Below are 12,331 nucleotides of genomic sequence, written 5' to 3'. Positions count from 1 at the left end.
CCGTCGGGGGGCAGTTGGAGAGAACTCTCACTTATCCCGGCGGGTCGACCGTCGAAAGGTGGTTAAAATCGCCGTTGACCAGCGAGGACGGGGCGCCTCGAGGGTCCTGGGCATGGCCACGTGCTGCGGGCGACGTACCGTATGGGCGTGGGCTCAGGTACCGTGGAAGCCCTACGGACCGGTCTCTCCACGGAGAGCCCGTTCCGGACCATGAACGCGTGTCAAGACTCTGGGGCCGTCGAGCCCCGTCGTTGAGGGGGTCGAGCCATGGGGCGCGGCCGGGCCAAGGCCAAGCAGACGAAGGTCGCCCGCCAGCTGAAGTACAACAGCGGTGGGACTGATCTCTCCCGCCTGGCCGAGGAGCTGGGCGCATCGCCGTCGAATCCGCAACCGCCTAACGGCGAGCAATTCGAGGACGATGAGCAAGACGATGACGTGTACGCAAAGTACGCCGACCTCTATGAGGACGACGACGAGGACGAGGACGGCCAGTCCCCGTCTCAACAGCGACGCGGCGCTTGACCCTGCACTGAACACCTTCCCGGTCGGTGACTCTGTCACCGACCGGGTTCTGTGCTACCCGCAGCGCTGACCGCGCTGTCTCAGACGGCGTAGTCGCCCACCAGCGTCGCGCCCGTCCCGTGGTCGTCGCGGTCGGTGATCTCGCCGGCCACCCAGGCGTCCACGCCGCGGTCGGCCAGGGTCGCCAGTGCCACGTCCGTCAACTCCTCGGGGACCATGGCGATCATGCCCACGCCCATGTTGAGGGTCTTCTCCAGCTCCAGGCGCTCCACTCGGCCCGTCGTGCCGACGAGGTCGAAGATCGCGCCCGGGGTCCAGGTGGAGCGGTCGACGACGGCGTGCAGGTCGTCGGGGATCACGCGGGCCAGGTTGGCGGCGAGTCCGCCGCCGGTGACGTGGCTGAAGGCGTGGACCTCGGCGGTGCGCATGAGGGCCAGGCAGTCCAGGGAGTAGATCTTGGTGGGCTCCAGCAGCTCCTCGCCGAGGGTGCGGCCGAGGCCGTCGAGGTGCGCGTCCAGGGACAGGCCGCCCTCGTTCAGCAGGACGTGGCGGACGAGCGAGTACCCGTTCGAGTGAAGCCCGGAGGACGCCATGGCGATCACCGCGTCACCCTTACGGATGCGATCCGCGCCCAGCAGCCGGTCGGCCTCCACGACGCCCGTACCGGCGCCCGCGACGTCGAAGTCGTCCTCGCCGAGCAGGCCCGGGTGCTCGGCCGTCTCGCCGCCCACCAGGGCACACCCGGCGAGCACACAGCCCTCGGCGATGCCCTTGACGATCGCGGCGACACGCTCGGGGTGGACCTTGCCGACGCAGATGTAGTCGGTCATGAAGAGCGGCTCGGCGCCGCACACCACGATGTCGTCCATGACCATGGCGACCAGGTCGTGGCCGATGGTGTCGTAGACGCCCAGCTGCCGGGCGATGTCGACCTTGGTGCCGACGCCGTCCGTGGCGGAGGCGAGCAGGGGACGCTCGTAGCGCTTGAGGGCGGAGGCGTCGAAGAGACCGGCGAAGCCGCCGAGGCCGCCGAGGACCTCGGGGCGCCGGGTCTTCTTCACCCACTCCTTCATCAGCTCGACGGCGCGGTCGCCCGCCTCGATGTCGACGCCGGCTGCTGCGTAGCTGGCACCAGTTGTGTCAGGCATGACGATGAGAACCTTTGTGTCGTACGGCAGGAAGGCAGGCCAGGGAGGCGGACGGCTACGGGCGACGGATGGCGTCGGTGGCGGCCGTACCGGCGGGCCCGGCGGCCAGCTCGGTCTCCAGGAGCTGCTTGCCGAGCAGCTCGGGGTCGGGAAGCTCCATCGGGTACTCGCCGTCGAAGCAGGCGCGGCACAGGTTCGGCTTGGCGATGGTGGTCGCCTCGATCATGCCGTCGATGGAGATGTACGCCAGGGAGTCGGCGCCCATGGAGGTGCCGATCTCCTCGACGCTCATGCCGTTGGCGATGAGCTCGGCGCGGGTGGCGAAGTCGATGCCGAAGAAGCAGGGCCACTTCACCGGCGGGGAGGAGATCCGGATGTGGATCTCGGCGGCGCCGGCCTCGCGGAGCATGCGGACCAGGGCCCGCTGGGTGTTGCCGCGGACGATGGAGTCGTCGACGACGACCAGCCGCTTGCCCTTGATGACTTCCTTCAAGGGGTTCAGCTTCAGGCGGATGCCGAGCTGGCGGATGGTCTGCGAGGGCTGGATGAAGGTGCGGCCGACGTAGGCGTTCTTCACCAGACCGGCGCCGAAGGGGATGCCGGAGGCCTCGGCGTAGCCGATCGCGGCGGGGGTGCCGGACTCCGGGGTCGCTATGACCAGGTCGGCGTCGGCGGGGGCCTCCTTCGCCAGCTTGCGTCCCATCTCGACACGCGAGAGGTAGACGTTGCGGCCGGCGATGTCCGTGTCCGGGCGGGCCAGGTACACGTACTCGAAGACGCAGCCCTTGGGCTTCGCTTCCGCGAATCGGGAAGTGCGCAGGCCGTTCTCGTCGATGGCGACGAACTCGCCCGGCTCGATCTCGCGGACGTAGGAGGCACCGCAGATGTCGAGGGCGGCGGACTCGGACGCGACCACCCAGCCGCGCTCAAGGCGGCCGAGGACCAGCGGGCGGATGCCCTGCGGGTCGCGGGCGGCGTAGAGGGTGTGCTCGTCCATGAAGACGAGGCTGAAGGCGCCGCGCACCTCGGGCAGCACCTTGCCGGCCGCCTCCTCGATGGTCAGCGGCTTGCCGTCGTCGTCCACCTGGCCCGCGAGCAGGGCGGTGACCAGGTCGGTGTCGTTGGTCGCCGCGACCCGCGTCGAGCGGCCGTCCTGCTTGGGCAGGTCGGCGACCAGCTCGGCGAGCTGGGCGGTGTTGACGAGGTTGCCGTTGTGCCCGAGCGCGATGGAGCCCTGCGCGGTGGCACGGAACGTCGGCTGGGCGTTCTCCCACACGGAGGCGCCGGTGGTCGAGTAGCGGGCGTGACCGACCGCGATGTGACCCTGGAGCGAACCGAGAGAGGTCTCGTCGAAGACCTGGGAAACCAGGCCCATGTCCTTGAAGACGAGAATCTGGGAGCCGTTGCTGACCGCGATTCCCGCGGATTCCTGGCCCCGATGCTGGAGGGCGTAGAGCCCGAAGTACGTGAGCTTTGCGACCTCTTCGCCCGGGGCCCAGACACCGAAGACGCCGCAAGCGTCCTGGGGGCCCTTCTCGCCGGGAAGCAGATCGTGATTGAGTCGACCGTCACCACGTGGCACGTCTTCGAGTGTAGGCGAGATCGACCACTGGTCCGAATTGGGGACATGGGCTCACGAGTGGATCACTGATCGGCGACGGCCCGGACGGTGGTGCCGTCTTCGCTGGTCAGCGTGAGGGTTTCTTGATCGATCCGATAATCGACCCGGCCGTCGAAGAGGCGCAGTATCCGCTTCTCGGCGTCCATGAGTGAGCCTTCGCACATCATTCGGGTGGTGGACGGAGCGCCGAGGGTGATATGTCCGTCGCTGACGGTGGCCTTGGCGTTGACGTGGTTGCAGGGGAGGCGGCCGGAGACGGTCTTCGCGTCCCGGTCGAAGGTGAGGTGGGCGCTGCCCTGGCCGCTCGGGTCCTTCTGGTCCGCGTCCTTCTGGTCTGCGTCCTTCTGGCCGGGGGCCGTGACGGTCCACTTCGTGCCGTACAGGGGCGCGTCCGGCTGCTTGCTGAGTCGGACGGTGTCACCGTCGGAGGTGGTGAGGGTCAGCCGTTCGCCCTCGGTCTTCGTGGTGAGCGGGCCGGTGGTGAGGGCGCGGCCGAGGGACGTCTCGAAGTCGACGGGCGTCTTCTCGCAGGCCTTCTCGGTGAACATGGCGTCGCTGAGCCGGACGCGCTCACCGTCGATGTCGGCGCGGGCGCTGAAGGTGTTGCAGCCGGTGCTGCCCGCCGCCTGACCGCTGTCGTCGATCCGCACCCGCGCCGCGTCCGGCGCCTGGTGGGTGGTGCCGTCCACGGTGACGCTGTCGATGCTCCACTGAACGCCGGTGAGGGGCTTGCCCGCGCCGACGGAGCCGCTGCCGCCGTCGGCCTTCTCGCTGCCGCAGGCCGCCGCGAGCGGCACGAGCGCGGCGACTGCCGCCACGGTCAGGGTCATGCTGCGCTGCTGCTTCTGCCTGTACATGCCCATTCGACGGAGGTGCGGAGGATCTGGTTCCCCTCACCTGTTCACCTTTCCGGTCCCCCGCTTTCCCGTCCCCCGCGTCACCTGAGCAGCGGCAGCAGTTCCCCGAGGTCGGCCCGCTCCCCGCTCGCGCTCACCTTCGCCCCGGCCACGGCGTCCTCCCAGGCCAGCCGCCCGGTGGCCAGCCGCACCCAGGTCAGCGGGTCGGTCTCGACGACGTTGGGCGGGGTGCCGCGGGTGTGCCGGGGACCCTCGACGCACTGCACGACGGCGTACGGCGGGATCCGCACCTCCGTCGAGCCGCCGGGTGCCTTCGCGGCGAGCGCGTCGGCCAGCAGCCGGGTCGCGGCGGCCAGGGCCTGCCGGTCGTACGGGATGTCGAGGCCGGGCACGGCGGCGTTCAGGTCGTCGGTGTGGACGACCAGCTCGACGGTGCGGGTGACGACGTAGTCGGCCAGTGGCAGGGCGCCCGCGCTGGTGGGCAGCAGCCGGCTGCCGGGGTGGGCGTCGAGGCGGTCGGTGAAGCGCCGCTCGACCTCGGCGAGGTGGGCGTCGAGGTCGGGGTGCTCGGCCGCGAGGCGCCGGGCGGTGCCGGCGATGGCGTCCGCGTCGGCGGCGATCGCGAACGGCCAGTCGAGCAGATGCCCGTCCTGCCGCGTCGGCTCGGGCTCGCCGAGCAGCCGGTCCACCGCCGTCAGGGCCATCCCGATGTGCGCGACCAGTTCCCGTACGGTCCAGTCGCCGAGCCGTGTCGGCAGGGCGAGCTGTTCGGGGGTGAGGGCGCGGACGGCCTCCCGTACGTTGCCGAACTGGGCCAGTACGGCGGTGCGGGTCCGGGCGGGGTCGTAGGCGCGGGCGCGTTTCCTGGCTGGCGGCATGGCGGCGAGCCTAGTCGGCGCGGAAGGTCGGGCTCTTGGGAAATACCAGGTCCGTGCAGTGTCGGCGGTTCGTCACGTCGTCGACGTAGGCGCGGAAGACCTGCTCCATCCGCGGGGCCATGATGCTGTTGTAGCCCAGGGAGACGGTCATGGTGTGGATCTGCGGCTTCCCGTCGCAGACGGAGGACGCCCACCAGATCGGGTCCTCGGTGCTGCGTCCGGCCCGGCCGGGTGTCGCGGGCTCGGGCTTCTCGCGCGGGTCGGTGCTGGTGAGCAGGAGGGTCTTCGCCTCCTCGCCGGCGTAGGTGTGCAGGGAGACGAACCACCGTCCGGGGCGCTCCGGGCGGCTGACGCGGTGCTCGCTCCCCTCGGTCAGGTAGAGCGCGCTCGCCCGGCTCTCACCGAGCACGAGGCCGCACCGCTGGTCCCACAGCCGGTCGTCCGTGCGGCTCTCGACGACCTGGTCCGGGAACCCCTCCCGGCGGGCGAAGCCGGCCTTGCCGTACCAGGCGCAGGTGCCCTCGGCGCGCGCCGCCGGGACCGGTCCCTCGGGCAGCGCGGGGACGTTCTCCGGCGGGTCGGGCAGCCGGTCGGCGCAGCCCAGCCGGTCGGCGAGGTTGTTGGCGGTGGTCACGGCGGTCTCGGCGAGGATGTCGCGGTCGTGGGCACTGACCTGGCCGTCGACGGTGAACCGCCGCCCGGGGTTCTGCAGCGAGGCCCGCGCCCACAGGGCCTCCACCTGCCGTCCGTTCACCCTGCCCTCGGCACACGGGAGCTGGACGACGACGTCGGATTCGGTGACCCGGCCCGCGATGTCTCCGCCGAGCGGCTGGTCGGGATGGGTGGGACCGCCGAAGCTGTCGACGAGGTCCTCCAGCGGCCCGTCGGCGATCAGGGGCCGGTCCGCCGGCAGCACCCCCACCGCGGCCGTGAAGAACCACCGCCCGCCCGTCTCCTCGCCGTCCTTCTCGCCGGCCTCGGTGCTGAAGATCTCGCAGTCCTGCGCGGACCCGGCGCCGAGGCCACGGTCGATCTCGATCACGCCCTCGTCGGCTTCGCGGTGGGTGATCCGGCCGCCGGCCGGGGAGAGCGCCAGCACCCGCCCGGCCGGGACGAGTCCCGCGCAGGCCTCGTCGATCTGCCGCCGGCCGTCCCACACCTGCCATATCTCGCGGCCGCTCCAGCCGATCGCCACGACGGCGGCCAGACACAGCAGGACGTTCACAGACTTGCGCACACCGTCCGGAACCCGCATCGCTCCCCCGTTCCCCGGTTGCCCGGTTCCGCGGCTCCCGGCGGCTCCACCGGCTCCGCGACCGCCCGACGAAGCTAACAGCCGCGGCGGGAGGCGCGGTCCGCCGGTTCGGGTACGTCGAAGAGCTCGCCGCCTCGCGGGACGCCGATCCCGCGCCAGGTGAAGGGGACGCCCCGGGCGGTGTCCGGGTCGGGACCGTCCATCAGCTGGAAGTGGACGTGCGGCTCGGAGGAGTTGCCGGAGTTGCCGCACCGGGCCAGCAGCTCGCCGGCGTGCACCCGGTCGCCCTCGCGTACGGCGAAGGAACCGCGCCGCACATGGGCGTACATCGCGTACGTGCCGTCGCCGAGATCCAGCACCAGATGGTTGCCGACGATCCGGCGGACCCCGCCCATCTCGCGGACCGAACCCTCTACGAGCATCAGGTACAGCAGCGCGGGCAGCGAGTTGCGGCTCAGGTGGTCGCGCTGGGTGTCCTCGGTCCGGACGACCGTGCCGTCGGCGACCGCGAGCAGCGGCGCCCCGAACGCCGGGAAGTCACGGCTGCGGCGGGCGATCGGCCACAGGGCGCGGAAGCCGGGGCGGGCACCGGGCTGCGGCTCTGCGACGAGGTCGATGGCGAAGGTCTGGCCGTAGGCGTGGATGCCGTGGCTCGGGGTGCGGTCGGCGGGGCTGTTCAGCGCGGACCAGCGGCCGGTGACGGGCGGGTCGACCTCGACGGGTTCACGGGCGACGCCCGGGGCGTCCGGGGCGCCGCCGCCCCAGCGGTTGACCACGGTGATCAGGGCGTAGGCCAGGAGCAGCAGCAGGAGGTTCCACCACCACGGGTACCCGAAGCCGAAGACGATGTGGGCGGTCACCAGGGCGATGAAGCCCAGTTGCAGCGCCCGGAAGGTGATCATGGCTAGCTTGCGTGCGGACATGGGTCCCCCTTCGATCGGCGGTCGCGCCGTTTCCGGTCAGCCGCGGGCCGCCGACAGCGCCACCAGCAGCGGTACGACCCGCCCCGGCGGCACCTCGTGGCGGCCCCGGCCGGTGGTGTGCAGCCAGCCGGCGCCGGTGAGCTGGCGGAGGTGGTGGTAGATCTGGCCGGTCGTGCCCACCTCGTCCAGCTCGGCCAGCTCGGCGGCGGTGCGCCGGCCGCCGAGGACCTCGCGCAGCAGCCGCAGCCGGACGGGGTGCCCGAGCGCGGCGAACGCCTCGGCGGTCTCGGCCCAGTCGGCGTCCAGCAGGCCCTCGGTGAGGGCGCCGTGCTGCCATTCGTACCGCTCACCGGCCGGCAGCCGGACGGCGCCGGTGAACAGGACACCCCCGTCGCCGGCCCGCAGCCGCGCGAGCTGCTCCTTCAGCCCCTCAAGGGCCCAGAACTCGCCCTCGCCGAGGTGGGGCGCGGGCCGGTCGGCGGCTTCCAGTGCGGCCAGGCGCCGTTCGAGCTCGGCTACGCGTTGTTCCAGTTGCTCCACTCCTTCGAGATTACGTAAGTACGTAATCTTGCGCAAGGGGCCATGCGGCAGTCACCCGTGCGTGTGTCCGGCCGGCAAAGCCGTCACCCCGGCGCCCGCCCTTGGCGACACTCCGGCAGAGCAGAGCCCGGCCGGAGTCCTCATGGCCGTCGAGGTCACCTCGTACGACGCGGACGCGGACCGACGGGACCGGCACGGAAAGCGGGTCGCGTACGGGCCCGACCCGGTCGGCATCGAACTCGACACGGAGATCCTCAAGAGCTACGTGCGCTGAAACGCACGAGGTCCCGCCCGGAAGAACCGGACGGGACCTCGACTGCACAGGCCTTCTACGCGAGCAGCGCCGGGATCGTGCCCTCGTGGGTCTCGCGCAGCTCGGTCAGCGGCAGCGTGAACTCGCCCTGGAGCTCCACCGCGTCCCCGTCCACGACACCGATGCGGGTGGCCGGCAGGCCCCGCGCGCCGCACATGTCGGTGAAGCGGAGCTCCTCCGAGCGCGGGACGGCGACGACCGCGCGGCCCGCCGACTCCGAGAACAGGAAGGTGAAGGCGTCGAGCCCGTCCGGTACGACCAGACGCGCGCCCTTCTCCCCGAGCAGCGCCGACTCGACGACCGCCTGGACCAGACCGCCGTCGGACAGGTCGTGCGCGGAGTCGATCATGCCGTCGCGGGAGGCGGAGATCAGGATCTCGCCGAGCAGGCGCTCGCGCTCCAGGTCGACCTTGGGGGGCAGGCCGCCGAGGTGGTCGTGGATCACCTGGGACCAGGCCGAGCCGCCGAACTCCTCACGGGTGTCGCCGAGGAGGTAGAGCAGCTGGCCCTCCTCCTGGAAGGCGACCGGCGTGCGGCGGGCCACGTCGTCGATGACGCCCAGCACGGCCACCACGGGAGTGGGGTGGATGGCGGCCTCGCCCGTCTGGTTGTAGAGCGAGACGTTGCCGCCGGTCACCGGGGTGCCCAGCTGGAGGCAGCCGTCCGCCAGACCGCGCACGGCCTCCGCGAACTGCCACATGACCGCCGGGTCCTCCGGCGAGCCGAAGTTCAGGCAGTCGGAGACCGCGAGCGGCTTCGCACCGGTCGTCGCCACGTTGCGGTAGGCCTCCGCGAGGGCCAGCTGCGCGCCCGTGTACGGGTCGAGCTTGGCGTACCGGCCGTTGCCGTCCGTGGCGATGGCGACGCCGAGGCCGCTCTCCTCGTCCACGCGGATCATGCCCGAGTCCTCGGGCTGGGCGAGGACGGTGTTGCCCTGCACGAAGTGGTCGTACTGCTGGGTGATCCACTGCTTGGACGCCTGGTTCGGGGACCCGACCAGCTTCAGGACCTGGTCCTTGAGCTGCTCGCTCGTCTCCGGGCGGGGCAGCTTGTTCGCGTCGTCGGCCTGGAGGGCGTCCTGCCAGTCCGGGCGGGCGTAGGGGCGCTCGTAGACCGGGCCCTCGTGCGCCACCGTGCGCGGGTCTACGTCGACGATCTTGCCGCCGTGCCAGTAGATCTCCAGCCGGTCGCCGTCGGTGACCTCACCGATGACGGTGGCGATGACGTCCCACTTCTCGCAGATCTCCAGGAAGCGGTCGACCTTGCCGGGCTCGACGACCGCGCACATGCGCTCCTGCGACTCGCTCATGAGGATTTCCTCGGGAGAGAGGGTCGAGTCGCGCAGGGGTACGTCGTCCAGGGTGACGCGCATGCCGCCGGAGCCGTTCGACGCCAGCTCGGACGTGGCGCAGGACAGGCCCGCCGCGCCGAGGTCCTGGATGCCGACGACCAGCTTCTCCTTGAACGCCTCCAGGGTGCACTCGATGAGGAGCTTCTCCTGGAAGGGGTCGCCGACCTGGACGGCGGGGCGCTTGGAGGGCTTGGCATCGTCGAAGGTCTCGCTCGCCAGGATCGACGCGCCGCCGATGCCGTCGCCGCCGGTCCGGGCGCCGTACAGGATGACCTTGTTGCCCGCGCCGGACGCCTTGGCGAGGTGGATGTCCTCGTGCCGCATGACGCCGATGGCACCGGCGTTGACCAGCGGGTTGCCCTGGTAACAGGCGTCGAAGACGACCTCGCCGCCGATGTTGGGCAGGCCCAGGCAGTTGCCGTAGCCGCCGATGCCGGCGACGACGCCGGGCAGAACGCGCTTGGTGTCGGGGTGGTCGGCGGCGCCGAAGCGCAGGGGGTCGACCACGGCGACCGGGCGGGCGCCCATCGCGATGATGTCGCGGACGATGCCGCCGACGCCCGTGGCCGCGCCCTGGTAGGGCTCCACGTAGGAGGGGTGGTTGTGCGACTCGACCTTGAAGGTGACCGCGTAGCCCTGGCCGACGTCGACGACACCGGCGTTCTCGCCGATGCCGACGAGCATGGCGTCGGACTCGGGGGCCTTCTCGCCGAACTGGCGCAGGTGGACCTTGCTGCTCTTGTACGAGCAGTGCTCGGACCACATGACGGAGTACATGGCGAGTTCCGCACCGGTCGGGCGGCGGCCGAGGATCTCCACGACCCGCTCGTACTCGTCCTTCTTCAGGCCCAGCTCGGCCCAGGGCAGCTCGACGTCGGGGGTCTCGGCCGCGTGCTCGACCGTGTCCAGAGGCGTCCGGCTCATGCGTTGACCAGCTTCTTGAGGATCGAGGTGAAGAACGGGAGGCCGTCGGTGCGGCCGGTGCCGATCAGCGGCTCGACGGCGTGCTCGGGGTGCGGCATGAGGCCGACGACGTTGCCGGCGGCGTTGGTGATGCCGGCGATGTCGTTGAGCGAGCCGTTGGGGTTGCCGCATCCATCAGCGGCTTCGCCGCGGGCGACGTAGCGGAACGCGACCCGCCCCTCGGCCTCCAGCTCGTCCAGCGTGCGCCGGTCGGCGACGTAGCGGCCGTCCATGTTCTTCAGCGGGATGTGGATCTCCTGGCCGACGGTGTAGTCGCTGGTCCAGGAGGTGCCCGCGTTCTCCACCCGCAGCTTCTGGTCGCGGCAGATGAAGTGCAGGTGGTCGTTGCCCAGCATGCCGCCGGGGAGCAGGTGGGCCTCGGTGAGGATCTGGAAGCCGTTGCAGATGCCGAGGACCGGGAGACCGGCCTTCGCCCGGTCGATGAGGGTGTCCATCACCGGCGAGAAGCGCGCGATGGCGCCGGCGCGCAGATAGTCGCCGTAAGAGAAACCACCGCAGAGCACCACGGCGTCGACCTGCTTGAGGTCCTTGTCCTTGTGCCAGAGGGCCACGGGTTCGGCGCCGGCGACGCGGATCGCGCGCTGCGTGTCCCGGTCGTCGAGACTGCCGGGGAAAGTGACGACGCCAATACGAGCGGTCACTTCACTGCCCCCGCGACTACGTCGTCCGACTCGACCTTGACGGTGAAGTCCTCGATCACGGTGTTGGCGAGGAAGGATTCCGCAAGATCATGGATGCGGGCGAGGGCGGCGTCGTCGACCGGCCCGTCCACTTCCAGTTCGAATCGCTTTCCCTGACGTACGTCCGAGATCCCCTCGAATCCCAGCCGCGGCAGTGCGCGCTGCACCGCCTGGCCCTGGGGGTCGAGGATCTCCGGCTTGAGCATGACGTCGACTACGACGCGTGCCACTGGCACTCCCGGTGTGTGGTGCTGAGCAGGTTCCTTCAGACTACCCGTACAAAATTTCTACGCGCGTAGCCTTGGAGGAAACTACGTGAGCCCTGTCACGATTCGGCATCGGGAGGAGGTGCTCACGAAAAGCTTCGGGAAAGATCCCGGATCGGGCATGGACGCCTATTGCGCGACGGACACGCGGAGAGATTTAGTCGGGCTTCCCATTGCAATGCCGGGCACTGTACAAATGAAATGTCATTAGCCGATACTTTGCCCAATTACAGGCGAACAGTCGGCATCATCGCGGTGTCTTGGCACGTTCGGGCACGTCATCGCGGAGATGCCGCACGAAGGGACCGATATTCGTGGCGCAGCGTGTCGTGGTCACTCTCTTTGACGACATCGACGGCTCGGAAGCGGCGGAGACGATCGCCTTCGGTGTCGACGGCCGGATGTACGAGATCGACCTGAACGAAGCCAATGCCCGAAAGCTGCGCAAAGCTCTCGAGCCGTTCGTGTCGGCCGGCCGCAAGCGGTCACGGTCCGGCAAGGCGTACCGGCAGACGGAGGTCGCCCCCGACCCGGCGGCGGTCCGGGCCTGGGCGCAGGCGAACAAGATGGACGTGCCCGCGCGGGGCCGGATCCCGAAGCGGGTGTACGAGGCGTTCGCCTCCGCGCGCCCGGCAAGTTAGGAAATCTCCGGACAGGTGGCACGCCTCCGTGCCACGCTTGGGCTGTCGGTGCGCGAGTCGCGGAGGCACAAGTCCAGCCCTGAGCTGGTGGACCCGGTTATGGAACGGCAGTGACCGCATCAGACGGGCCAGGCTGCGATGCCCGGCTGCGGGGCATCGCCAACTGCCCCAGTCTTCCTCGGGGAGACAGGACGCGTCCTGTGTTCGCAGCGACGCAAGCCCCGGCTCCACTTGGGCACTTGGCTAGTAGAACATCCCCAGGGGTGGGGGGGCTCGGGGCCAACCCCCCCCCCCCCCCACCTGGCCGAAAGAAGAGTTTCGGGGGTGGGGGGTGGGGTACACCAGAAGGCGC

The 12,331-nt window shown here is 70.4% G+C and carries 12 protein-coding genes and 1 pseudogene; 3 read left to right on the top strand and 10 right to left on the bottom strand.

The genetic code is table 11. From position 1 onward, the window contains the following. Positions 1-267: 267 nt before the first annotated feature. On the top strand, positions 268-522 hold the full coding sequence (locus ACFCZF_RS25385; RefSeq protein ID WP_375918833.1) for a DUF3073 domain-containing protein: 255 nt from the start codon (positions 268-270) through the stop codon (positions 520-522). Between the two features lie 80 nt (positions 523-602). On the opposite strand, the gene purM is transcribed toward ACFCZF_RS25385, so the two are convergent. The 7 genes from purM to ACFCZF_RS25350 form a co-directional block, all read right to left on the bottom strand. Continuing rightward, on the bottom strand, positions 603-1,670 hold the full coding sequence (gene purM, locus ACFCZF_RS25380) for a phosphoribosylformylglycinamidine cyclo-ligase (RefSeq protein ID WP_376673609.1): 1,068 nt from the start codon (positions 1,668-1,670) through the stop codon (positions 603-605). A gap of 55 nt (positions 1,671-1,725) precedes the next feature. Then, positions 1,726-3,252 (bottom strand): amidophosphoribosyltransferase, encoded by a 1,527-nt coding sequence (gene purF, locus ACFCZF_RS25375; protein ID WP_376673608.1) that lies wholly within the window; start codon positions 3,250-3,252, stop codon positions 1,726-1,728. Positions 3,253-3,314: 62 nt separating this feature from the next. After that, positions 3,315-4,148, bottom strand: a complete 834-nt coding sequence (locus ACFCZF_RS25370; RefSeq protein WP_376673607.1) for an META domain-containing protein — start codon at positions 4,146-4,148, stop codon at positions 3,315-3,317. An 80-nt stretch (positions 4,149-4,228) separates the two neighbouring features. Beyond that, positions 4,229-5,026 carry a sterol carrier family protein gene (locus tag ACFCZF_RS25365; RefSeq protein ID WP_376673606.1) on the bottom strand — a complete coding sequence of 266 codons (798 nt, stop codon included), beginning with the start codon at positions 5,024-5,026 and terminating at the stop codon, positions 4,229-4,231. Between the two features lie 10 nt (positions 5,027-5,036). Beyond that, on the bottom strand, positions 5,037-6,281 hold the full coding sequence (locus ACFCZF_RS25360; RefSeq protein ID WP_376673605.1) for a hypothetical protein: 1,245 nt from the start codon (positions 6,279-6,281) through the stop codon (positions 5,037-5,039). A gap of 74 nt (positions 6,282-6,355) precedes the next feature. Then, positions 6,356-7,204 (bottom strand): M23 family metallopeptidase, encoded by an 849-nt coding sequence (locus ACFCZF_RS25355; protein WP_376673604.1) that lies wholly within the window; start codon positions 7,202-7,204, stop codon positions 6,356-6,358. Positions 7,205-7,240: 36 nt separating this feature from the next. Continuing rightward, a complete protein-coding gene (locus ACFCZF_RS25350) occupies positions 7,241-7,744 on the bottom strand; it encodes an ArsR/SmtB family transcription factor (RefSeq protein ID WP_376673603.1) in 504 nt (167 codons plus the stop codon). 127 nt (positions 7,745-7,871) lie between these two features. Here ACFCZF_RS25350 and ACFCZF_RS25345 point away from each other — a divergent pair. Next, a pseudogene (locus ACFCZF_RS25345) lies at positions 7,872-8,018 on the top strand (Uma2 family endonuclease); the annotation flags it as partial. 55 nt (positions 8,019-8,073) lie between these two features. Here ACFCZF_RS25345 and purL read toward each other — a convergent pair. Genes purL through purS form a run of 3 tightly spaced genes read right to left on the bottom strand, consistent with a single transcriptional unit; the run spans position 8,074 to position 11,302 of the window. Then, positions 8,074-10,332, bottom strand: coding sequence for a phosphoribosylformylglycinamidine synthase subunit PurL (gene purL, locus ACFCZF_RS25340; RefSeq protein WP_376673602.1), 2,259 nt, complete (start codon positions 10,330-10,332; stop codon positions 8,074-8,076). Beyond that, positions 10,329-11,033, bottom strand: a complete 705-nt coding sequence (gene purQ / locus ACFCZF_RS25335; RefSeq protein ID WP_376673601.1) for a phosphoribosylformylglycinamidine synthase subunit PurQ — start codon at positions 11,031-11,033, stop codon at positions 10,329-10,331. Before purQ ends, purL begins: the two co-directional genes overlap by 4 nt. Beyond that, positions 11,030-11,302: a phosphoribosylformylglycinamidine synthase subunit PurS gene (gene purS, locus ACFCZF_RS25330; RefSeq protein ID WP_053133538.1), complete on the bottom strand. Its 273-nt coding sequence runs from the start codon at positions 11,300-11,302 to the stop codon at positions 11,030-11,032. Before purS ends, purQ begins: the two co-directional genes overlap by 4 nt. Before the next feature lie 350 nt (positions 11,303-11,652). Here purS and ACFCZF_RS25325 point away from each other — a divergent pair, with 350 nt between their 5' ends. After that, complete coding sequence (locus ACFCZF_RS25325; RefSeq protein WP_375918800.1) at positions 11,653-11,979, top strand: Lsr2 family protein; 327 nt, start codon at positions 11,653-11,655, stop codon at positions 11,977-11,979. Positions 11,980-12,331 lie beyond the last annotated feature (352 nt).

This window comes from Streptomyces sp. NPDC056296 (assembly GCF_042268605.1).
GTDB lineage: Bacteria > Actinomycetota > Actinomycetes > Streptomycetales > Streptomycetaceae > Streptomyces.
This window is presented reverse-complemented; position numbering and strand designations above follow the sequence as displayed.

Coding starts and splice junctions, on each gene's coding strand:
- ACFCZF_RS25365 (WP_376673606.1), bottom strand. CDS start 5,026: ATGCCGCCAGCCAGGAAACGCGCCCGCGCCTACGACCCCGCCCGGACC.
- purM (WP_376673609.1), bottom strand. CDS start 1,670: ATGCCTGACACAACTGGTGCCAGCTACGCAGCAGCCGGCGTCGACATC.
- ACFCZF_RS25355 (WP_376673604.1), bottom strand. CDS start 7,204: ATGTCCGCACGCAAGCTAGCCATGATCACCTTCCGGGCGCTGCAACTG.
- ACFCZF_RS25360 (WP_376673605.1), bottom strand. CDS start 6,281: ATGCGGGTTCCGGACGGTGTGCGCAAGTCTGTGAACGTCCTGCTGTGT.
- purL (WP_376673602.1), bottom strand. CDS start 10,332: ATGAGCCGGACGCCTCTGGACACGGTCGAGCACGCGGCCGAGACCCCC.
- ACFCZF_RS25385 (WP_375918833.1), top strand. CDS start 268: ATGGGGCGCGGCCGGGCCAAGGCCAAGCAGACGAAGGTCGCCCGCCAG.
- ACFCZF_RS25370 (WP_376673607.1), bottom strand. CDS start 4,148: ATGTACAGGCAGAAGCAGCAGCGCAGCATGACCCTGACCGTGGCGGCA.